Source organism: Thermaurantiacus tibetensis (assembly GCF_015354055.1).
GTDB lineage: Bacteria > Pseudomonadota > Alphaproteobacteria > Sphingomonadales > Sphingomonadaceae > Thermaurantiacus > Thermaurantiacus tibetensis.
The window spans coordinates 355,533-377,324 of record NZ_JACHTM010000002.1 but is presented as its reverse complement, the minus strand read 5'-3'; the positions used below and the strand labels follow the sequence as shown (position 1 = coordinate 377,324).

Here is a 21,792-nt window from a genome sequence, read left to right as displayed (position 1 = left end):
TTGCCTTGCGACGCCTTTGGCCGGACTTCGTGAAGGAGCTGTGACAGCCGCCGGCAGCGCCGCCGACATGGCGGGCAACTGTTGTTGCGATGCAACGGCCAGGGGGCGGACCGAAACCCGGTCGGGCGGTGGGCGGTGACGGGATCGAACCGCCGACCTTCCCGGTGTAAGCGGGACGCTCTGCCGGCTGAGCTAACCGCCCATGTGGGCCGCCGGGCCTTGCCATGGCCGCCCCTGCTGCTAGCCGAGCGCCGCGCCGAGGCCAAGCGAGGGGACGAACATGCCGCACGGGTTCCGGGCCGGACGACTGGAGGCGATCGACCGCTTTCTTGCCGAACGCTACGTGGCACCCGTGCGGCTTCCGGGCACGCTGCTCCTCGTGGCGCGCGGCGGCGAGGTGGCGCTCCGTTCCGTGCAAGGGTTGGCGGACGTGGGCGCGGGGCGGCGCCTCGCGGAGGACACGATCTTCCGCATCTACTCGATGACGAAGCCGCTGACCTCGCTCGCGCTCATGATGCTTGTCGAGGAGGGGCGGATCGCGCTCGACGACCCGGTGTCGCGCCACATCCCGGCGTGGAAGGATCTCGGTGTGTTCGCCGGCGGCACGGCGCGGACCGGCTGGGTGACGGTGCCGCCGAAGCGGCCGATGCAGGTCATCGACCTCCTGCGCCACACCGCCGGGCTCACCTACGGCTTCCAGCTCCGCACCAACGTCGATGCCGCCTACCGGCAGAAGGGCATCGGCGAGATCGAGAAGCGCGGCACGCTTGCCGGCATGATCGAGGCGCTGGCGACGATCCCGCTCGAGTTCTCGCCCGGCGAGGCGTGGAACTATTCGGTGGCGACCGATGTCTGCGGCTGGCTCGTCGAGACCGTCTCGGGCCAGCCCTTCGCCGAGTTCCTCGAGGATCGGATCCTCGGGCCCGTCGGCATGGCGGACACCGGCTTCTTCGTGAAGCCTGGCAGCGAGGCGCGGCTCGCCACCTGCTACCAGCCGAAGCAGGGCGGGGGGATTGCGGTGCAGGACCAGGCCGAGACCTCGTCGTTCCTCGCCCCGCCATCGTTCGTCTCGGGGGGCGGCGGGCTCGTCGGCACGGCGGCCGACTATCTTGCCTTCGTCGAGGCGCTGCGCACCGGCGCGCACGACCTCGTCGGCCGCCGGACATTCGCCCAGATGACCGCGAACCACCTGCCAGGGGGCGCCGACCTGCCGGCGCTGTCGCGCTCGCTCTTCTCGGAAGCGGGCTATGCCGGCGTGGGCTTCGGCCTCGGCTTCGCGACGACCGTCGACTGGGTGCGGACGGGTCTTCCGGGCAACGACGGGGACTGGTTCTGGGGCGGGGCGGCGAGCACCTTCTTCTGGTGCGATCCGGCCGAGGAGCTTTCGGTCCTGTTCATGACCCAGCTCATCCCCTCCTCGACCTGGCCGGTGCGCCGGGAGCTGAGACAGCTCGTCTACGCCGCGCTTGCCTGACCCGGGCCGGCTGCCGCTTCGGCGATGAAGGCGCGCAAAGCCGCGGTGGCGGGGTCGGGCGGGCCGGCGCCGGCGCCGATGGCCTGCGCCAGTTCCTTGCCGAGCTCCACCCCCCACTGGTCGAACGGGTTGATGCCGAAGAGTGCGGCCAGGGCGACGGTGCGGGCCTCGGCAAGCGCGAGGAGGGCGCCGAGCCGGTCGGGCGTGAGCCGGTCCATGAGGATGGTCGCACTCGGCCGGTTGCCGGGGATGCGCCGCGCCGGGTCGGCGGCCTCGGGCCGGCCGAGGGCGAGTGCCGCCCCCTGCGCCAGGCAGTTGGCGAGCAGCTCGGCGTGGTGGGCCGGGTCGAGGCCGTGGCCAGGGGTGGCGACCGCCACGAACTCGACCGGGTCGGCGTGGGTGCCCTGGTGGAGCAGCTGGAAGACGGCGTGCTGCGCATCGGTGCCGGTGCCGCCCCAGAGGATGGGCGCGGTAGGGCCGTCGACCGGGCGCCCGTCTGCCGTGACCGACTTGCCGTTCGACTCCATCTCGAGCTGCTGGAGGTAGGCGGGCAGGAGCGCGAGGCGGACGTCGTAGGCGAAGACGGCGCGGGTGGGCCGGCCAAGCACCCGGGCGAACCAGAAGTCGGCCGTGGCAAGCCGGAGCGCGGCATTCTCTTCGAAGGGGGTCTCCAGCACATGCCGGTCCATGGCGTGGGCGCCGTCGAGGAGCGCTTCGAAGGCCGGCCAGCCGCACCGCACCACCAGCGGCAGGCCGACCGCGCTCCAGAGCGAGTAGCGGCCGCCCACCGTCTCGGGGAAGGCGAGGATCTGCGCGGCGGGGACACCGGCTGCGGCGGCCCGGCCGGGGCTGGCGGTGACGGCCGTGACCCGGGCCATGGGGTCTGCCACCCCGCCGGCGGCGAGCCAGCGGCAGGCGCTCTCGAGGTTGAGGCGGGTCTCGCGGGTGGTGAAGGTCTTGGAGACGGAGATGAGCCCGGTTCGCCGCGGGTCGAGGTCGCGCGTGGCCCGCGCGAGCGCCTCGCCGTCGACGTTCGACACCACCCGGACCTCGGGACCGTCGCCCCCGGTGCCGAGCGCGTCGAGGAGGAGCGCGGGCCCGAGCGCCGAGCCGCCGATGCCGAGGTGGATGAGGTGGGTGAGGCCGGAGGCGCGCAACCGCTCCGCCTCCGCCGCAAGCGCAGCGTGACCGCCGTGGGTAGCGCGGGTTGCAGGGTCGCGCAGCGCCATGTGGGTGGCGGCCCGGCCCTCGCTCGGGTTCACCTGTGCGCCGGCCGCAACCGCGGCGAGGAAGGCGGCCGCGCCGCGGCTCGCCGCGAACGCGGCGAGCGCTTCCACCACCTCGGCGCCGAGCCCGAGGCGCGACAGTTCGGCATGAAGGCCGCAGGCGGCGATCCGGTCGGCATGGCCCTCGGCCAGACGGTGCGCGAGCGGCGGTTGGGCGGCGGCGAGGCCTGCGAGGCGCTGGAGGGTGGCGGGGTCCGGGCCGGGCATGGCGCCCCCTAGCCGGGGCGCGGGGCGAGGAGAAGCCGAGCCGAAGGCGCGCCGCGCCGAACCGCCGTGTCGTGCTTGACACGGAAGGCGCGCGGAGCAACCGCAGGTTGCGATGCGCCCGTATCCCGACATGCTGATCGACCCTCCGCCGTTCGCCCCCGCGCGGGACCCGGCCGAGGTCGCGCGGCGGGCGCACGCGGCGAGGGGGCGGCGCATCGGCCGCGCTGCCCGTCGGCTGTTCGGCCTGGTCTCCGTGGCGGCAGCGCTAGCCCTCGGCGTTCGCGTTCTTGTCGCGGAGCCTGTTACCATCCCGAGCGGGTCGATGGCGCCGACGCTCCTCCCCGGGGACACGGTGCTCGTCGACAAGGCTGCCTACGGCTGGTCTCTGGCGTCGCTCCCGGCTCCGCTCCTGCGCCTGCTCGCGGCCCGGGTGGCGGTGGGCGAGGCCTCGCCCGAAAGCGCCGCTCCGGTCGCGCGGCTCGGGTCGAGGGCGGCGGAGCGCGGGGACGTGGTGCTCTTCGTGGCCGACCCGGCGTTGGGCATCGATCACGTGAAGCGGGTGGTGGCAGTGGGAGGCGACCGCGTCGCCATCCGTGGGGGGCAGCTCTGGCTCGACGGGGCGCCGGTGCCGTGCGAGCCCGTGGCGCCTGGCCTCTGCCGCGAGCGCATCGGCACGCGGGCCTGGACGGTGCGGATCGGCCCGGCCGGGCCGGACATGCCCGAGACCCGGGTGCCCGAGGGCCATTATTTCGTGCTCGGCGACAACCGGGCGGACAGCGCCGACAGCCGGGCGCAGCCCGGTGCAGGGGGCGTGGGGATGGTTCCGCACGGGCGGCTGGCGGGCCGGGCCGAGCGGATCCTTCCGTCCGCTGGCGGCAAGCCCGACGGGCGGCGGATCGGGTCCATCGAGTGATGGCGGCGGACACCTCCCCGGGCCGCTTGCCGGGACCCCTGGGGGAGGCCGCAGATGCGTCCGGCCTTGACGATGCCGCGTGGAGCCGGGAGGTGCTCGGGCACGACTTCGCCGACCCGCGGCTGCTGCTCCGGGCGCTGACCCACCGGAGCGTGGGCGCGGACAACTACGAGCGCCTCGAGTTCCTCGGCGACCGCGTGCTCGGGCTGTTCGTGGCCGACCATCTCTACCAGGCCTTCCCCGCCGCCCCCGAAGGCGAGCTCACGCGTCGCTTCCACCGCCTCGTCAGCCGCGAGACCTGCGCGGCGGTGGCGCGCGCGCTTGGCGTGCCGGAGCGCGTGCGGCTCAACCAGCAGGCCCGCAGCGACGGCGGGGCGGACAGCGACAACATCCTCGGCGACGTGATGGAAGCGCTCATCGGCGCGGTCTTCGCCGACGCCGGCCCCGAGCCCGCGCGCGCGCTGGTGCTCCGGGCCTGGGGGGACCGGCTGCTCACGCACGTGGAGTCGGCGAAGCACCCCAAGTCGGCGCTGCAGGAATGGGCGCTCGCCCGGAGCCTCGCGCCCCCGGCCTACGAGCTGGTCCGCCGCAGCGGGCCGCACCATGCGCCGCGCTTCGACGTGCGGCTGACGGTGGGCGACCTGCCCGCCGTCGAAGCCAGCGGCGGCTCGAAGCAGGAGGCGGAAACCCGGGCGGCGGAGCTGTTCCTCGGGCGGCTCGGTGGCTGACGCCGGCGGTGCGCCGCCCGCGGCCGCGCGCTGCGGCGTCGTGGCCATCATCGGCGCCCCAAACGCCGGCAAGTCGACGCTGGTCAACGCCCTCGTCGGCCAGAAGCTCGCGATCGTGAGCCCGAAGGTGCAGACGACGCGCACGCGCCTCATGGGGATTGCGCTGGCCGGGCCGGCGCAGCTTCTTCTCGTCGACACGCCCGGCCTCTTCGCCCCCCGCCGCGAGCTCGACCGCGCCATGGTGGCCGAGGCCGAGGCGGCTGCCCGCGACGCCGACATCCGCCTCCTCCTCGTCGACTCGGCGCGGGCCGCGCTGCCTGACACCCTTCCGGGCGCGGCGGGCGCGCCGGCCTGGCTCGTCCTCAACAAGGTGGACCTGGTGGCGAAGGCGCGGCTGCTGCCGCTCGCGGCCGAGCTTGCCGCGGCCCATGCGTTCGCGCGCGTCTTCATGATCTCGGCGCTGACCGGCGACGGCGTGGACGACCTCCGCGAGGCCCTGGCCACCGCAGTGCCGGAGGGGCCCTGGCTGTTCCCCGCGGACCAGCTGACCGATGCGCCGCAGCGGCTTCTCGCCGCAGAGCTCACCCGCGAGCAGCTGTTCCTCCAGCTCGGGGCCGAACTGCCCTATGCCTCCGCGGTACTCCCCGAGAGCTTCGAGACCCGGCCGGACGGCTCGGTCCTCATCCGCCAGCAGATCCTCGTCGAGCGGGAGAGCCAGCGGGCGATCGTGCTGGGCGAGCGCGGCCGGCGCATCCGCAGCATCGGCGAGGCGGCGCGGGCGGCGATCGGCGAGGCGCTCGGCACTCGGGTCCACCTGTTCCTGCACGTGAAGGTGATGCCGGGCTGGGCGGAGAACCCTTCCGTGCTGCGCGCCCTCGGGCTCCGGCCCGGGGCGCGGCGCTGAGGGGCAGACACGCTCACGGGGCCATATGGAGCGGCACGACGCGGCGCTGGTGCTGACCCTTCTGCCCCATGGCGAGCATGGCGCCGTGGTGCGCTTCCTCGGGCTGCGCGAGGGGCTGGTCGCAGCCTATGTCCACGGGGCCCGCAGCCGCGCCCGCCGGGCTGACCTCGCGCCGGGCAACCGCGTCCGCCTGGTGCTGCGCGGCCGCCTGCGCGAGCGCCTGCCGACCGCGACGCTCGAGGTGGAGGCGAGCCGCGCGCTCCTCGCCTTCGACCCCGCGCCCGCGGCAGCGCTTGCCTATCTCGTCGAGCTGCTGGCCGGCGCGCTGCCCGAGGGCGAGCCCGACCCGGCGCTCGCGGAACGGTTCGACGCGCTCCTTGACCGCATGACCGGTGGCGGCGATTGGCCGGCGGCGATGGTGCGCTTCGAACGCGACCTCCTCTCAGCGCTCGGCTTCGGGCTCGACCTCGGCGTCTGTGCGCTCTCGGGCCGGCGCGACGGCCTCGCGTTCGTGAGCCCGCGCTCGGGCCGCGCGGTCTCGGCCGCGGCCGCCGAGGGGCAGCCCTGGGCGCGCCGGCTGCTGCCGCTCCCCGGCTTCCTGTGCGAGGCGGAGGCCGAGGGCATGCCTGCGCCGGATGCGGAGGCCTGCGCGGCCGGCTTCGCGCTCACCGGTCACTTCCTCGCCCGTCACGTCTTCCCCGAGCGGCCGCGGGCGGAAGCGCTGCGCCGCGAGGCGCTCGCCCGCATGGGGCTTTCGGCCTGAGGCGCCCGGCGTGAGCGACCCGCCCGTGCCCGCCGTGCTTGATGCCCCCCTCGATGCGGCGCTTGCCGAGCGCTATCTCGTCTACGCGCTCTCCACCATCACTGCCCGCTCGCTCCCCGACGTGCGCGATGGGCTCAAGCCGGTGCAGCGGCGGCTCCTGTGGGCAATGCGCGCGCTGCGGCTTGCGCCCGACCAGGCCTTCAAGAAGTGCGCGCGGGTGGTGGGCGACGTGATCGGCCGCTACCACCCGCACGGCGACCAGTCGGTCTACGACGCGCTCGTCCGCCTCGCCCAGGGCTTCGCGCTTCGCTACCCGCTCGTCGAGGGGCAGGGAAATTTCGGCAACGTCGACGGCGATGGCGCGGCCGCCATGCGCTACACCGAGGCGCGCCTCACCCGCGCGGCCATGCTCCTCATGGAGGACGTGGACGCGGCCACGGTTCCCTTCCGCCCCACCTACAACGGCGAGGAGGAGGAGCCGGAACTGTTCCCCGCCGCCTTCCCCAACCTGCTCGCCAACGGCGCGCAGGGCATTGCGGTGGGCATGGCGACGGCCATTCCGCCACACAACGTGGCCGAGCTTGCCGCGGCTGCGACCCTTCTCCTCGACCGGCCCGAGGCCCCGCTCGCCGAGCTCCTCGCGCGGCTCCCCGGCCCCGACTTCCCGACCGGGGGCGTCATCGTCGAGCCGCCGGCGGCCATCGCCGAGGCCTATGCCGCCGGGCGCGGCGGCTTCCGCCTGCGGGCGCGCTGGCATGTGGAGGAGCAGGGCCGCGGCACCTGGGCGGCGGTCGTCACCGAGATCCCCTACGGCGTGCAGAAGGGCAAGCTCATCGAGGAGCTCGCCCAGCTCATCGCCGAGAAGAAGGTCGCAGCGCTCGAGGACGTGCGCGACGAGAGCGACGCCGAGATCCGCATCGTCCTCGAGCCGAAGTCGCGCAACGTTGAGCCTGCCGCGCTCATGGAGAGCCTGTTCCGCCTCTCCGCCCTCGAGGTACGGGTGCCGCTCAACCTCAACGTGCTCGGCCCCGACCGGACGCCGCGGGTGCTGGGGCTTCGCGAGGCCATCACCGCCTGGCTCGACCACCGGCGCGACGTGCTGGTGAAGCGCAGCCGGCATCGCCTCGCTGCCATCGCCGAGCGGCTGGAGCTGCTCGAGGGGTTCCTCGCCGTCTACCTCAACCTCGACGAGGTGATCCGCATCATCCGCGAGGAGGAGGAGCCGAAGCCGGCGCTCATGGTCCGCTTTGCGCTCACCGACCGGCAGGCCGAGGCGGTGCTCAACATGCGGCTCAGGGCTCTCCGCCGGCTCGAGGAGATGGAGATCGGCCGCGAGCGCGACCGGCTGCTCGCCGAGCGCGAAGGGCTCGAGGCGCTGGTGGCCTCGCCCTCCGCGCAGACGAAGGCGCTCAAGGCCGAGCTTGCGGCACTCGCGCGCGAATATGGGCCGGAGACCCCGCTCGGGCGGCGGCGCACCGGCTTCGGGGAGGCGGGCGAGGCGGTGGCGATTCCGAAGGAGGCGCTCGTCGCCCGCGAGCCCGTGACCGTGATCCTCTCGGCCAAGGGCTGGGTCCGGAGCCTCAGGGGCCACGCCGACCTCGGCGACTCCTCGGCGCTCAGGTTCAAGGAGGGGGATTCGCTCCACCTCTGGTTCCACGCCGAGACGGTGGACCGCATCCTCCTTCTCGCGCCTTCGGGGCGGGCGTTCACGCTCGAGGCCCACGCGCTTCCCGGCGGCCGCGGGTTCGGTGAGCCGGTGAGCCTCATGGTCGACTGGCCGGCGGGAGAGCAGCCGGTGGCGGCCGGCCCGGTGCGCGAAGGGGCGCGTTGGCTGCTCGTGGCGAGCGACGGGCGCGGCTTCGTGGCGCCTGCCTCCGCGCTGGTGGCCGAGACCCGCAAGGGCCGGCAGGTGATGACGCCGCGGGCCGGCGCGCGCCTCCTCGTGGCGCGCGAGGTGGGCCCGGGCCACGACCATCTCGCGATCGTGGGCGAGAACCGGAAGCTGCTCGTGATGCCGCTGGCCGAGGTGCCCGAGCAGGAGAAGGGCCAGGGCGTGACGCTCCAGAAGTACCGCGACGGCGGCGTCTGCGACGCCATCACGCTCCGGCTCGCCGACGGCCTCTCCTGGCCGATGGGCGGGGGCTCGGGGCGCATCCGGACCGAGAGCGACCTCGGGCCGTGGCTGGGCGCCCGGGCTGGCGCGGGCCGGATGGCGCCCACCGGCTTTCCGAAGGACAACCGCTTCCGCTAGGGAGCGGAAGGTCCGAGGGAGCGAGGCACATGGGCAGGATGGGTGCGCTGGTGAGGGCGGGCGTCGCCCTGCTCGTCGCGTGGGGCGGGGCAGCGGCGGCCGAGGAGCCGAAGCCGGCCGAGGTGCTGTTCCGGAACGTCCGGGTGTTCGATGGCACGTCGCCGCGGCTGTCGGCCCCGACCGACGTGCTGGTGCGTGGCAGCCGGATCGCCCGCATCGCACCAGGCCAGGTGGCAGCAGCGGATGCGCAGGTCATCGAGGGGCGGGGCCGGACGCTCATGCCCGGGCTCATCGACGCGCATGTCCACATGCACTTCACCTCGATGACGATGAAGTCGCTCTTGGCCCCCGACCTCACGCCGGCTGAGGCGGACGAGATGGCGGCGCGCTCGGCCAGGGAGATGCTGATGCGCGGCTTCACCGCCGTGCGCGATGTCGGCGGGCCGGTCTTTGCGCTGAAGGCCGGGATCGATTCGGGCAAGTGGCAGGGCCCGCGCATCTGGCCCTCAGGGCCCACCGTCAGCCAGACGGCGGGCCATGGCGACTATCGGCTGCCGAGCGAGGGCCCGCGCCGCTTCACCGGGCGGATGTCGCGCGCCGAGGCGTTCGGCGCCGGCTGGATCGCCGACGGCCGCGACGAAGTGCTGACGGCGGTGCGCGAGAACCTCCGCTTCGGCGCCAGCCAGATCAAGCTGATGGCCGGCGGCGGCACGTCGTCCGAATATGATCCGGTCGATGTCGCGCAATACACCTTCGACGAGCTGAAGGCCGCAGTCGAGGCCGCCGAGGACTGGAACAGCTACGTCACCGTCCACGCCTACACCGACCGGGCGATCCGCCGGGCGATCGAGGCAGGCGTCAAGTGCATCGAGCATGGCCAGATGGCCTCGGAAGAGACGCTGCGGCTGATGCGCGACCGCGGCGTCTGGCTCTCGCTCCAGGTGCTGCGCCCCACCACGCCCGACATGAGCCCGCTGCGCGCCGAGAAGCGACGGCCAGTGATCGAGGGCCAGCCGCGGGTGTTCGAAGCGGCGAAGCGGCTGGGCGTCAGGCTCGCCTGGGGCACCGACTTCCTTTTCGAGCCGGCGCTCAACAGGGAGCAGAACGCCAACCTTCTCGCACTCAGGCAGTGGTTCACGCCAGCCGAGATCCTGAAGCTCGTCACGCACGACAATGCCCAGCTCCTCGCGCTCTCGGGCCCGCGGAGCCCCTATCCGGGCGAGCTCGGGGTGGTGCGCGAAGGGGCGCTCGCCGATCTCCTGCTGGTGAACGGCGACCCGATCGCCGACATCGACCTTCTGGGAGACCCGGAGCGGAACTTCGCCCTCATCATGAAGGATGGGCGCATCTACAAGAACAGCCTGTGATCCGGCTGCTCCTTGTGCTCCTGCTGGCGGTGCCGGCGGCGGCCGAGCCCTGGCCGCTGCCAGGGAGCGAGGTCGTCTCCATCCCGGCACCGGAACTCGGGCGGAGCTACCGCTACGTCGTGGTGCTGCCCCCGGGCTACGAGAAGGCGCCGGAGCGCCGCTATCCCGCCCTCTTCTACACCGATGCGCCGCAGTCGACCGCGCTCATCGCCGGCATGGTGACGCGGCTTTCGGCAGGCGGCCGGGGGCTCGAGCCCGCGATCCTCGTCGGCCTCGGCTATGCCGAGGGCGACACGGGGCAGTACAGCCGGCGGCGCGACTATACCCCCACCAGGCACGGCGACATCGACGCGGTCTCCGACATGCCCGGCCGCCCGGTTGTCTACGGCGAGGCGGAGGCCTACCGGCGCCACCTCGAGACGGTGGCGCTGCCCGAGCTCGAGTGGCGCTTCCGCATCGACCCGGCCCGGCGCATCTACCTCGGCCACAGCTACGGCGGGCTCTTCGGGGTGCACGTGCTGCTGACGAAGCCGGAGATGTTCGCCCGTTACATCCTGATCTCGCCCTCGCTCTGGTACGACCGCCGCCTGATGCTGGCGCGCGAGCGGGGTTATGCGACCCTCAACCGGGACCTGCCGGCGAAGGCCCTCTTCCTCGTAGGGAGCCTCGAGACGGTGGAGGACCCCGACCCGGAGCCGTTCGGCGCGGCGCTCAACGCCATGGTGGAGGACCAGGAGGCGTTCGTGGCCGCACTGAAGGCCCGGCGCTACCCCTCGCTCGAGGTCGAGTCGCGGGTGCTCGAGGGCGAAGACCATGGCTCGGTCTATGTGCCGGCCGTGCGCATGGGGCTCGAATGGGCGCTGCCCGGCAGCGGCAAGCCGCCGCGCCTGCCCTGCCCGAAGGATGAACCCAACTGCCGCTACCCGCGCTGGAACCGGCTGGCGCCCGACCGCTGAGCCTGCCAGCTTCGGCCCCGGGGGCGCCTGGGCCAGCAGCAGGGATGCGCTCGGGCGACGCGGCAGGGGAGGGCAGTCGCGGCGGCAGGGCGAGCTTGCAGGCGCGCAAGATTTCGGCTGAACGCCCGGCAATGAAGGCGCTTCTTTCGCGGATCGTGGCGGGCCTCAGGACCGGTCTCTACCCGAACGAGAAGGCCGTCTCGACCAGCATCGTCGTCCCCATCCTGCGGCAGCTCGGCTGGGATGACTCGAACTCGTCCGAAGTCCGGCCCGAACATCAGACGGGCAGAGGCCGCGTGGACTTCGCCCTGTTCGGCTCGCCCCGCCAGCCGGGCGTGTTCGTCGAGGTGAAGGCGGTCGGCAGGGCAGCCGCGGCCGACGTGCAGCTCTTCGAATATGCGTTCCACGAGGGCGCGCAGCTTGCCGTGCTGACCGACGGCCGGGTCTGGAGCGTCTACGTGCCGGGCCAGCCCGGCAGCTTCGAGGACCGGAAGGTCCATCAGCTCGATCTCCTCGAGCGGACGGTGGACGACGCGGAGGCGCGGCTCGTCCGCGACCTGGCCAAGGATCGCGTCACGAGCGGCGCTGCGCTCCAGGATGCGCTGAGCGACTACCGGAGCAATGCCAGCCAGCGGATCGCGGCCGAGACGATCCCGAGGGCCTGGGCGGAGCTGCTTCGCGAGCGCGACATCCTCTTCAAGCTGCTGCGCGACCGCACCGAGGCGCTGTGCGGGCATGTGCCGGGCGAGGCTGCCCTGGAGGCGTTCGTCGCCACGCTGAACGGCGGCCAGCCGGTGCCGCCGCCTCTGCCCCAGCCGCCTGCGCCGCCGCCAAGCCCTCCTCCTCCCGGCGCTGGCCGGCTCGGCTGGAGGGTTCTCGACCGCCAGGCCTCCGCCCGAACCCAGAACGAGGCCCTTGCCGGGTTCCTGAACGAGCTGTTCCGGCGCTTTCCGGGCAAGGTGGAGCAGATCATCGCCGCCGTGGGCACCCGAACCCGGGCGCACATCGCCGATGCGCCCGAGCGCATCTACCCGAAGCGGCCCGACCTTGGCGTGAAGGGCCACGTCAGGCTTGCGACCGGGCACGTCCTCGGCACCCATGTCTCGCGGGAGGAAAAGCTGAAGATCGCCCGGCGTGCGGCGGCCGCCTCCGGCCTTGCCTGGGGTGAGGCGGCGTCGCTCGAGATCTGAGGCTCCGGGGCCGCCCGACCCGGGGAGCTTCAGGGCCGGCCCTTCATCCGCCGGGCCCTCGCCTTGCCCCAGCGGTCGGTGCGGGTGCCGGGCCTGCCGCCCTTCGCCTGAGGCTTGACGGGCGCCGCGGGGGGCGCGGCGAGCCCAAGCTCGCCAGCTTCGAGCCGGCGGATCTCGTCGCGCAGGCGTGCGGCTTCCTCGAACTCGAGGTCGGCTGCGGCAGCGTGCATGCGCTTCTCGAGCTCGGCGATGTGGGCGGCGAGGTTGTGGCCGACGAGGTGCGGGGTCTCCGCGTCGATCTCGACCGTCAGATGGTCCTTGGCTGCGACATGGCCCATGATGTCCGCGACCGCCTTCCTGACCGTCTCGGGCGTGATGCCGTGGGCCGCGTTCCAGGCGAGCTGCTTGGCCCGGCGGCGTTCGGTCTCGGCGAGCGCCCGCTCCATCGAGCCGGTGATGACGTCGGCGTAGAGGATGACGCGCCCCTCGGCGTTGCGCGCCGCCCGCCCGATCGTCTGGATGAGCGAGGTCTCCGAACGGAGGAAGCCCTCCTTGTCGGCATCGAGGATGCAGACGAGACCGCACTCGGGAATGTCGAGCCCCTCGCGCAGCAGGTTGATGCCGACGAGCACGTCGTAGACGCCGAGCCGGAGATCCCGGATGAGGGCGATGCGCTCGAGCGTCTCCACGTCGGAGTGCATGTAGCGCACCTTGAGTCCCGCCTCGTGGAGATACTCGGTGAGATCCTCCGCCATCTTCTTGGTGAGCGTGGTGACGAGCGTGCGGTAGCCCTTGGCGGCGGTTGCCTTCGCCTCGGCGATGAGGTCGTCCACCTGGTCCTCGACGGGGCGGACCTCGACCAGCGGGTCGACGAGTCCGGTCGGCCGGATCACCTGTTCGACGAAGACTCCGCCGGCCTCGGCCAGCTCCCAGGGGCCGGGGGTGGCGGAGACGCAGATGGTCTGCGGGCGCATCCGGTCCCACTCCTCGAACCTGAGCGGCCGGTTGTCGATGCACGACGGCAGGCGGAAGCCGTATTCGGCGAGCGTCACCTTCCGCGCCCGGTCGCCGCGGGCCATGCCGCCCACCTGCGGGATGGTGACGTGGCTTTCGTCCACGAAGAGGATGGCGTTGTCAGGCAGATACTCGAAAAGCGTGGGCGGCGGCTCGCCGGGCAGGCGGCCGGTCAGGAAGCGGGAGTAGTTCTCGATCCCGGCGCAGGAGCCGGTGGCGGCGATCATCTCGAGGTCGAAGCGGGTGCGCTGCTCGAGCCGCTGGTATTCGAGGAGACGGCCCTCGGCCTCGAGCTCCTTCAGCCGCTCGGCGAGCTCGTGGCGGATGGCGTCCACCGCCTGGGCGAGCGTGGGGCCGGGCGTGACATAGTGGGAGTTGGCGTAGACCTTGATGCGGTCGAGGCTGGCGATGCGGTTGCCGGTGAGCGGGTCGAACTCGGTGATCGCCTCGATCTCGTCGCCGAAGAAGGAGATGCGCCAGGCCATGTCCTCGTAGTGGGAGGGGAAGAGCTCGAGCGTGTCGCCCCGCACCCGGAAGCAGCCGCGGGCGAAGGCCTGGTCGTTGCGCCGGTACTGGAGGGCGACGAGCTTGCGCACGATCTCGCGCAGGTCCGCCGTCTGGCCCCTGGTGAGGCTGAAGGTCATGGCCGAGTAGGTCTCGACCGAGCCGATGCCGTAGAGGCAGGAGACGGAGGCCACGATGAGCACGTCGTCGCGCTCGAGGAGCGCGCGGGTCGCCGCATGGCGCATGCGGTCGATCTGCTCGTTGATCGAGCTTTCCTTCTCGATGTAGGTGTCGGTGCGGGGGACGTAAGCCTCGGGCTGGTAGTAGTCGTAGTAGGAGACGAAGTACTCGACCGCGTTCTCGGGGAAGAAGGACTTGAACTCGCCATAGAGCTGGGCAGCAAGGATCTTGTTGGGCGCGAGCACGAGCGCCGGTCGCTGCAGCTCCTCGATGACCTTCGCCATGGTGAAGGTCTTGCCGCTGCCGGTGACGCCCAGCAGCACCTGGGTGCGCTCGCCGGCGCGGACCTGGGCGACCAGCTCGGCGATCGCCGCCGGCTGGTCGCCGGCCGGCGCATAGTCGGAGACGAGCCGGAAGCGCCGCCCGCCCTCCGACTTCTCGGGGCGGGCCGGGCGGTTCGGCACGAAGTCTCGGCCGAGCGGGATCTCCTCGAGGCTGGTGCGGATCGCGATGGCCATTGAGCTTGGATGTAGGGGAGGGGGGCAGCCGCGGAAAGGACTTCGCGCGGGGCCGGGCAGCCGCTAGCGGCCGCTGGATGCCCTGCTCCCGGCTCCTGCTTCTCGGCCTGCCGCTGCTTGCCGCCTGCGGACAGCTCGCGACGCCCGCGCCGCCGCGCGCGGCCGCGGAGCCGGTGATCACGCCGCAGGTCTCGCGCGTGGGCCTCGTGCTCGAGGCCGGGCTGCCGGAGGTGCGCGCCGCCCTGGAGGCCGCCGTGCCGCGGACGGTCTATGCGGTGGACGAGGTGCGGGAGCGCTGCCTCCCGCCCAAGATCGCGTGCCGGCTGGTGGGGGAGGTGGTGCGCGGGCCCATCCGCGTCTCGGGCAGCGGGAGCGTCCTTGAACTCTCGATGCCGCTTGCCGGCGAGATCCGCGCCCGCGACATCCTCGGGGTCGTCGATACGCCCACGGCCACGGCCCGCGCCGTGGTGGACGCCAGCGTCCGCCTCTCCCTCGGGCCGGACTGGACTCCGGTACCGCAGGTGGACCTGCGCTGGCGCTGGGAGGAGGCGCCGGGCATGCGGCTGGGGCCGACGCGCGTCACCTTCCGCCACCAGGTGGACGCGGAGCTTGCGAAGCTCGCCCGCCGGATCGAGGCGGCGCTGCCGGCGGAGATCGAGAAGCTCCACCCGCGCGCGGCCATGGCCGAGGGCTGGGCGAAGGCGCACACCTCGATCCTCCTCAACCGGGAGAACCCCGAGGTCTGGATGCGGGTGACCCCGCGCGCCGCCGCGGTCGGCGCGCTTCGGGTGCGGGGCGGGCGGATTGCCCTGCCGCTGGTGGTGGAGGCCACCACCGAGACGTTCGTGGGCCACCGGCCGCCCGACCCGCCGGTGGGGCCGCTGCCGCCGCCCGCGCGCCTTGCCGCCGACGGCTTCCGGCTGGTCGCCCCCGTGGTGGCCGACTGGGAGGTTCTGGAAGGCGTGCTCGGCAAAGCGCTTGCGAAGGCGGCGGCGAAGGGCATCGTCGTCCCCGTGCTCGGCGAAGTCGACGCCCGCTTCGGCCGGCCGACCCTCTACGGCACCGAGGGCGGGCGCGTGGCCGTCGGCCTGCCGCTCGAGGCCCGCGCCGGGGTGGTGCGGGCCAGGGGTCTGGTCTGGCTGACCGGCGACGTCCGCAATGCGCCGAATTCGCGACAGGTCGAGGTCTCGAACCTCGAGGTGACGGGCGATCTCGAGGGGGCGCAGGGGCGGCTCCTGCTCGCGGTTGTCCAGGCCGAGCCGGTGCGCGAGGCGATCGCGGGCGAGCTTCAGCAGAATTTCACGCGCGATTTCGAGGCCCTCATGGGCAAGATCGACCGGGCGCTGACCGCCAAGCGCATCGGCGACTTCGTGCTCGACGCGAAGGTCCGCGAGGTCTCCCACGGCGTGCTCCGCCCGCTGGGGCAGGGGGCCTTCCTGCTCGTGGAGGCGAAGGGGGATGCCGAGCTGCGCTGGGCGCCCGAGCGGCCGCTTCGCCTCGCGATGCGCCGCTAGCGCCGCTGGAAGACGTAGGGGCCGGGGTTCGGCACCCTGAAGGCGACGCTGCCGTCGGGGAGCACGCCTTCCTCGGCGTAGGTCAGCGTGTCGCCGTCGAGGCGGATCTCGGCCGCCAGGGTCATGGTGCGGCCCGACTGTGCCGTCACGGTGCAGCCCGCGGGAATTCGGGCGACGAAGCCGCGCGCCGTTCGGCGGACGGGCAGCGTGCAGGCCTCGGGGTAGCCGATGACGTCGCGGGAGGTGAGCGTCCGCACGCGGTAGCCGTCGGCCGCGGCATCCCCGAGGCCGCCCGGCATGGCGGGCAGGAAGAAGTCCATGACGAGGCGGCCGCTTCGCCGGTCGCGGCGGAAGACCCAGAGGCGCTCGCGGCTCATCGGGCCGTCGGGGCCGCCGCTCCGCCAGAGGAGGTGGACGACGGTGCCGCCGGTGCCGGCGAGCGCGGGGGCCTCGACGATGCGGAACGCGGCGTGCTGGCGGTCGAGCCACTCGTAGGGCGTGCCGGCCGCGGGCGGGCGGTGGAGCGCCGGATCGGCGGCTGCGAACTGGGCGTCGTTCTCCCAGTTTCCGGAGAGCGCGGTGGCCGGGTCGGGGAAGGTGCCGAGCGTCTGGCAGCCCGTGGCGAGGACGAAGACCCCGAGCGCCGCGGCACCGCGGAGCATGCGCTGACGGGGGGACACGGGCCGACCTAGTTCCGCGCGCCCTCGCGACGGGCCATGAAGGCGAGCCGCTCGAAGAGCATCACGTCGGCCTCGTTCTTCAGAAGCGCGCCGTGGAGCGGGGGGATGAGCTTCCTCGGATCGCGCTCGCGCAGCATCTCGACCGGCAGATCCTCGTGCATGAGGAGCTTCAGCCAGTCGAGAAGCTCGGACGTCGACGGCTTCTTCTTGAGGCCGGGCACCTCGCGGATGTCGTAGAAGATGGTGAGCGCTTCCCGCACCAGCTCTTTTGCGATGTCGGGGAAGTGGACGCGGATGATGGCTTCCATCGTCTCCCGGTCGGGGAACCTGATGTAGTGGAAGAAGCAGCGCCGGAGGAAGGCATCCGGCAGCTCCTTCTCGTTGTTGGAGGTGATGATGACGATGGGGCGCTGGGTGGCCCTGACGGTCTCGCCTGTCTCGTAGACGAAGAACTCCATCCGGTCGAGTTCCTGCAGGAGGTCGTTCGGGAACTCGATGTCGGCCTTGTCGATCTCGTCGATGAGGAGGACGGGGACGGTGGGCGAGGTGAAGGCCTCCCACAGCTTGCCGCGGCGGATGTAGTTCCTGATGTCGGAGACGCGCGGGTCGCCGAGCTGGCTGTCGCGCAGGCGGGAGACCGCGTCATATTCGTAGAGGCCCTGCTGGGCCTTGGTGGTCGACTTGATGTGCCATTCGATCAAGGGGGCGTCGAAGGCCTTCGCCACCTCCTGGGCAAGCACCGTCTTCCCCGTGCCGGGCTCGCCCTTGACGAGGAGCGGCCGGCGCAGCGTGGCAGCGGCGTTGACCGCGACCTTGAGGTCGTCGGTCGCGACATAGGCGGAGGTGCCGGAAAAGCGCATGGAGGCTCCTTCTCGTGCCCGGAGGTGCCGCCCTTGTGGCCGCCGCGCCACGGCCATGCAATCGGAGATTTGGGAGGGCTTGCCGGGACCGGCCCCGCCGCGCAAGAGTGGCTGGCATGGCACCGCCCGCCGCCGTGGCCGAAGCCGGCCAGCGCACCCTTCTCGGCCACCCCCGCGGGCTCTTCGTCCTGTTCTTCGCGGAGATGTGGGAGCGCTTCTCCTACTACGGGATGCGCGCGCTCCTCATCTTCTACCTCACCAAGCACTGGCTCTTCTCGGACGGCGAGGCGGCGCTGGTCTACGGCGCCTACACCAGCCTCGTCTATATCACCCCGGTGCTCGGCGGCTGGCTTGCGGACCGCTACCTCGGCCAGCGCAAGGCCGTGCTCTACGGCGCCGTGCTGCTCACCATGGGCCACTTCCTCATGGCTTTCGAGGGCGACGGGGGGCAGGGGGACCCGGCCATCGCCATCTTCTGGGCGGCGCTGGCCTTCATCATCGTCGGCTCGGGGTTCCTGAAGGCCAACATCTCGGTCATCGTCGGCCAGCTCTACCCGCGGACCGATGTGCGCCGCGACGGCGCCTACACGATCTTCTACATCGGCATCAACGTGGGCGCGGCGCTCGGCACCATCGTCGCCGGCTGGCTTGGCGAGACCTACGGCTGGGCCTGGGGCTTCGGCGCCGCCGGGGTGGGGATGCTCCTCGGCCTCCTCGTCTTCGTGGCCGGCCGGCCGCTCCTCGAGGGCAAGGGCGAGAGCGCGAACCCGGCAGCGCTCGCGCGGCGCGTGGGCGGGCTGCGCTTCGAATGGGTCATCTACCTCGCCTCGCTGGGGGCCGTGGCCGGAATCTGGCTCCTCATCCAGTACCAGGGCTTCTACGGCCAGCTGCTCCTGGCCGGGGGCACCCTTCTCCTCGGCTACGTGCTGTTCGAGGCCTCGCGGCTCGACCGCGAGGCGCGCGAGCGGCTCTATGCCATCCTGTTCCTGATCGCGCTCCAGCCGGTCTTCTGGGGCCTCTTCGAGCAGGCCGGCGGCTCGATCAACCTGTTTACCGACCGCTACGTGGACCGGCAGGGCGTGCCCGCCACCCTCTTCCAGTCGATCAACCCCATCTACATCATCCTGCTCGGGCCGCTGTTCGCCGGCCTCTGGACCTTCCTTGGCCGGCGCGGGCTCGAGCCGTCGACGCCGGCCAAGTTCGGCCTTGCGCTCCTCCAGGTGGGCTTCTCGTTCGTGCTTCTCGTCTGGGGCGCGAAGGCGGCGGGCCCCGAAGCGCTGGTGCCTGTCATCTTCATCTTCCTCCTCTACCTCTTCCAGACGACGGGCGAGCTCTGCCTCTCGCCCGTGGGGCTTTCCGCCATGAACCGGCTGGCACCCCGGCACATGGCGAGCCTCGTCATGGGCGCATGGTTCTACGCCTCTGCCGGCGGCAACTTCGTCGCCGGGCTGATCGGCCGGGCGACCGGCGGCGAGGAAGGCGAGATGACGCGGGCCGGCGCGCTTGCCGTCTATGACCAGATCGGCTGGATCACCATCGGGGTCGGCGTGGCGGTCCTGGTGGTGGCGCCGTTCGTGAAGCGCTGGATGCACCTCGACACGCTCAGGGACGAGGAATCGCCCGAGACGGCGCCGGTGTCCGGGGCCCCGGGGCTCGAGGCGCGCGGGGCCTGAGGCGGGGACGCAGCCGCGTCGGGGGAGAGAGGAGAGCGCGTGGCGACAAGGGGAAGGTTCAAGACGTTCGGCACGGTGGTGCTTGCAGGCGCGCTCCTCTGCGCCTGCGCAACGACCGGCGAGCGGCAAGGGCGCGCGGCAGCCCGGCCTGCGGCGCCTGCAGCCGCCCCCGTGTCGAAGGGGGTGCCGGCGGACGCCGCCTTCGCCTCGACCTACCGGCCCTTCCCCGGCGTGCCGACCGTCATCGCCAACGTCACCATCTACGACGGCAGGGGCGGCCGCGTCGATGGCGGCGCGATCCGCTTCGAGAACGGCCGGGTGACGGCAGTGGGGCCGCAGGTGCCGACCGAGGGGGCAACCGTCATCGACGGGCGCGGCAAGTGGGTGACGCCGGGCATCATCGACGTCCACTCGCACCTCGGCAACTATCCCTCGCCCGGAGTCCAGGCCCATTCCGATGGCAACGAGGTGACCGGGCCGGTGCGCTCGGAGGTCTGGGCGCTGCACGCGGTCTGGCCGCAGGACCCGGGCTTTGCCCGAGCCCTTGCCGGCGGAGTGACCGTTCTCCACGTGCTGCCCGGATCGGCCAACCTGTTCGGCGGGCGGGGGGTCACCTTGAAGAACGTGCCCGGCGTCACCGCGCTCGACATGCTGATGCCGGGCGCGCCCTGGTCCTTGAAGATGGCCTGCGGCGAGAATCCGAAGCGGGTCTATGGCAGCCGCTCGCAGATGCCGGGCTCACGGATGGGGAATGTGGCCCTCATGCGCCAGACCTGGGCCAATGCCGAGAAATACCGCGCCGACCGGGCGCGGCCCTCGCCGCAGTTCCGCCGCGACCTCCAGCTTGAGACTCTGGCCGACGTTCTGGAGGGGAAGATCCTCGTCCAGAACCACTGCTACCGGGCCGACGAGATGGCGATGGTGATCGGCATGACGAAGGAGTTCGGCTACCGGGTTGCCGCCTTCCACCACGCGGTCGAGGCCTACAAGATTGCCCCGCTGCTCGCCGCGGAGGGCATCTGCGCGGCGCTCTGGGCCGACTGGTGGGGCTTCAAGATGGAAAGCTACGACGGCATCCGCGAGAACCTGCCCTTCGTCCACGCGGCCGGGGGGTGTGCCATCACCCATTCCGACGATGCGCATGGCATCCAGCGGCTGAACCAGGAGACGGCGAAGGCGCTCGCCGACGGGCGGCGGATGGGCCTTGAGATCCGCGACGAGGAGGCCTGGACCTGGATCGGCATCAACGCGGCGAAGGCGCTGGGGATCGCCGACAAGGTGGGAAGCCTCGAGCCCGGCAAGCAGGCCGACGTGGTCTTGTGGAACGGGGACCCGCTCTCGGTCTACTCCCGGCCCGAGAAGGTGTGGGTCGATGGCGCGCTCCTCTACGACGCGCTCGACCCGCGGCGGCGGCCGGTCTCCGACTTCGAGCTGGGGCACCCGGGCGAGGGGGATGTGAAGTGAGGCGGCGCGCCCTCGGTCTTCTGGCCGCGCTCCTCGTCCTGCTCCCCGCGCCCGCGGCAGCGCAGGAGCGGCTGGCACTCGCCGGCGGCCGCGTCGTGACGAACACGGGTGCGCCGGTCGAGGGCGGCACGGTGCTCCTCTCGGGCGGCCGGGTGGAGGCGGTGCTGCCGGCGGGCGCGGCCGCGCCGACAGGCTATCGTGTCATCGATGCTGCGGGCAAGTGGGTGACGCCCGGCATCATCGCCGGCATCTCGCAGCTGGGCGCGGTCGAGGTGCATGCGGTCGACGAGGCGAACGAGACGGTGGCGCGCACCGCGCCCGTCTCGGCCGCGCTCGCGCTCGAGGCGGGGCTCGACCCGGAAGAGACGGCGATCGCCATCACCCGGATCGAGGGGGTGACGGCCGCCGTCACGGCGCCCTTCCCGGGCCGCACGATCTTCGCAGGGCAAGGCGCCATCATCAGCCTCGGCGACGGGCGCCCCATTCGCCCGCGCGCCTTCCAGCATGTCGCCTATGGCGAGCTCGGCAGCCGGATCGCAGGCGGCTCCAGGCCTGCGGCCTGGGCCGAGATCCTGAACGCGCTCGACGAGGCGCAGCGCCTGAGGAACGGGCTGGTCTCGCCGATGCGGGACCAGCACCGCGATCTCCGTGTCACCCGCGACGATGCCGAGGCACTGGTCCCGGTGCTGACCGGCGCGCAGCCGCTTCTCGTGCGCGTCAACCGGGCATCCGACATCCGCCAGGTGCTGACTCTCCGCAACCGGTATCCCGGCGTCCGGCTCGTGCTCGTCGAGGCGGCCGAGGGCTGGATGGTGGCCGACGAGCTGGCGCGCGCCCGCGTGCCCGTCATCACCCTCGGCATGGACAATCTGCCCGGCCGGTTCGAGACGATCGGGGCCACCATGTCGAACGTGGGGCGGATGGTGGTGGCCGGAGTCACGGTCGCGCTCGGCACGCCCGACCTCGATGCGAGCTTCCAGCCCCGGCTCCTGCCGCAATATGCCGGGAACCTGGTGGCGCAGGGGCGGCTCCCGGGCGGGGTGGGCCTCTCCTGGGACCAGGCCTTCGCTGCCATCAGCCGGGCGCCGGCGGAGATCTTCGGCCTCGCTGACATGGGCCGGCTTGCGCCGGGCGCCCGGGCCGATGTCGTCATCTGGTCGGGCGACCCGCTCGAGCTTTCCTCGGCGCCCGAGGCCGTGTTCATCGCCGGGGTCGCCCAGCCGATGGAGAGCCGGCAGACGAAGCTCGCCCGGCGCTATCGGCCCGGCCAGCCGGAGACGGGGCTGCCGAAGGCCTGGATGCGCTGAGGCGCGCCGGCTGGGCGGGGTGCGCACACCAGCCGGTAC

At 72.5% G+C, this 21,792-nt stretch carries 17 protein-coding genes and 1 tRNA gene; 13 read left to right on the top strand and 5 right to left on the bottom strand.

Going from position 1 to position 21,792, the window contains the following annotated elements; translation table 11 throughout:
• Positions 1 to 129: 129 nt before the first annotated feature.
• A tRNA-Val gene (locus H3H34_RS06425) sits at positions 130 to 202 on the bottom strand.
• Positions 203 to 280: 78 nt separating this feature from the next.
• On the opposite strand from H3H34_RS06425, the gene H3H34_RS06420 reads away from it, so the two are divergent.
• A complete protein-coding gene (locus tag H3H34_RS06420; RefSeq protein WP_194744451.1) occupies positions 281 to 1,474 on the top strand; it encodes a serine hydrolase domain-containing protein in 1,194 nt (397 codons plus the stop codon).
• On the opposite strand, the gene H3H34_RS06415 is transcribed toward H3H34_RS06420, so the two are convergent.
• Positions 1,456 to 2,967: a glucose-6-phosphate isomerase gene (locus tag H3H34_RS06415; RefSeq protein ID WP_194744450.1), complete on the bottom strand. Its 1,512-nt coding sequence runs from the start codon at positions 2,965 to 2,967 to the stop codon at positions 1,456 to 1,458. The genes H3H34_RS06420 and H3H34_RS06415 overlap by 19 nt on opposite strands.
• Before the next feature lie 112 nt (positions 2,968 to 3,079).
• On the opposite strand from H3H34_RS06415, the gene lepB reads away from it, so the two are divergent.
• The 8 genes from lepB (at position 3,080) to H3H34_RS06375 (ending at position 12,039) form a co-directional block, all read left to right on the top strand.
• Positions 3,080 to 3,880 (top strand): signal peptidase I, encoded by an 801-nt coding sequence (gene lepB, locus H3H34_RS06410; RefSeq protein WP_194744449.1) that lies wholly within the window; start codon positions 3,080 to 3,082, stop codon positions 3,878 to 3,880.
• Positions 3,881 to 3,972: 92 nt separating this feature from the next.
• Positions 3,973 to 4,608, top strand: a complete 636-nt coding sequence (rnc, locus tag H3H34_RS06405; protein ID WP_328831438.1) for a ribonuclease III — start codon at positions 3,973 to 3,975, stop codon at positions 4,606 to 4,608.
• Positions 4,601 to 5,512 (top strand): GTPase Era, encoded by a 912-nt coding sequence (era, locus tag H3H34_RS06400; protein ID WP_194744447.1) that lies wholly within the window; start codon positions 4,601 to 4,603, stop codon positions 5,510 to 5,512. The genes rnc and era overlap by 8 nt, the downstream gene beginning before the upstream one ends.
• Positions 5,513 to 5,537: 25 nt before the next feature.
• Positions 5,538 to 6,275, top strand: coding sequence for a DNA repair protein RecO (recO, locus tag H3H34_RS06395; RefSeq protein WP_194744446.1), 738 nt, complete (start codon positions 5,538 to 5,540; stop codon positions 6,273 to 6,275).
• Between the two features lie 10 nt (positions 6,276 to 6,285).
• On the top strand, positions 6,286 to 8,526 hold the full coding sequence (parC, locus tag H3H34_RS06390) for a DNA topoisomerase IV subunit A (RefSeq protein WP_194744913.1): 2,241 nt from the start codon (positions 6,286 to 6,288) through the stop codon (positions 8,524 to 8,526).
• A 29-nt stretch (positions 8,527 to 8,555) separates the two neighbouring features.
• Positions 8,556 to 9,893: a metal-dependent hydrolase family protein gene (locus tag H3H34_RS06385; protein WP_235945452.1), complete on the top strand. Its 1,338-nt coding sequence runs from the start codon at positions 8,556 to 8,558 to the stop codon at positions 9,891 to 9,893.
• The gene (locus tag H3H34_RS06380; protein WP_194744445.1) at positions 9,890 to 10,849 is read left to right on the top strand and encodes an alpha/beta hydrolase; all 960 of its coding nucleotides are present in this window, start codon (positions 9,890 to 9,892) and stop codon (positions 10,847 to 10,849) included. The genes H3H34_RS06385 and H3H34_RS06380 overlap by 4 nt, the downstream gene beginning before the upstream one ends.
• A gap of 131 nt (positions 10,850 to 10,980) precedes the next feature.
• Positions 10,981 to 12,039, top strand: a complete 1,059-nt coding sequence (locus H3H34_RS06375) for a hypothetical protein (RefSeq protein ID WP_194744444.1) — start codon at positions 10,981 to 10,983, stop codon at positions 12,037 to 12,039.
• A gap of 29 nt (positions 12,040 to 12,068) precedes the next feature.
• Here H3H34_RS06375 and uvrB read toward each other — a convergent pair whose 3' ends face one another.
• The gene (gene uvrB / locus H3H34_RS06370; RefSeq protein ID WP_194744443.1) at positions 12,069 to 14,255 is read right to left on the bottom strand and encodes an excinuclease ABC subunit UvrB; all 2,187 of its coding nucleotides are present in this window, start codon (positions 14,253 to 14,255) and stop codon (positions 12,069 to 12,071) included.
• A 77-nt stretch (positions 14,256 to 14,332) separates the two neighbouring features.
• On the opposite strand from uvrB, the gene H3H34_RS06365 reads away from it, so the two are divergent.
• Positions 14,333 to 15,769 (top strand): DUF4403 family protein, encoded by a 1,437-nt coding sequence (locus tag H3H34_RS06365; protein WP_194744442.1) that lies wholly within the window; start codon positions 14,333 to 14,335, stop codon positions 15,767 to 15,769.
• Here H3H34_RS06365 and H3H34_RS06360 read toward each other — a convergent pair.
• Positions 15,766 to 16,431 carry a hypothetical protein gene (locus tag H3H34_RS06360; protein ID WP_194744441.1) on the bottom strand — a complete coding sequence of 222 codons (666 nt, stop codon included), beginning with the start codon at positions 16,429 to 16,431 and terminating at the stop codon, positions 15,766 to 15,768. The genes H3H34_RS06365 and H3H34_RS06360 overlap by 4 nt on opposite strands.
• Positions 16,432 to 16,457: 26 nt before the next feature.
• A complete protein-coding gene (locus H3H34_RS06355) occupies positions 16,458 to 17,309 on the bottom strand; it encodes an AAA family ATPase (protein ID WP_194744440.1) in 852 nt (283 codons plus the stop codon).
• Positions 17,310 to 17,425: 116 nt separating this feature from the next.
• Between H3H34_RS06355 and H3H34_RS06350 the strand changes: the two genes are divergently transcribed.
• From H3H34_RS06350 to H3H34_RS06340, 3 genes are read left to right on the top strand one after another with little or no spacing between them, the layout of a single operon-like run.
• Complete coding sequence (locus H3H34_RS06350; RefSeq protein WP_194744439.1) at positions 17,426 to 18,982, top strand: peptide MFS transporter; 1,557 nt, start codon at positions 17,426 to 17,428, stop codon at positions 18,980 to 18,982.
• A 39-nt stretch (positions 18,983 to 19,021) separates the two neighbouring features.
• Positions 19,022 to 20,446, top strand: a complete 1,425-nt coding sequence (locus tag H3H34_RS06345) for an amidohydrolase (RefSeq protein ID WP_328831429.1) — start codon at positions 19,022 to 19,024, stop codon at positions 20,444 to 20,446.
• Complete coding sequence (locus H3H34_RS06340) at positions 20,443 to 21,753, top strand: amidohydrolase family protein (RefSeq protein WP_194751877.1); 1,311 nt, start codon at positions 20,443 to 20,445, stop codon at positions 21,751 to 21,753. The genes H3H34_RS06345 and H3H34_RS06340 overlap by 4 nt, the downstream gene beginning before the upstream one ends.
• Positions 21,754 to 21,792 lie beyond the last annotated feature (39 nt).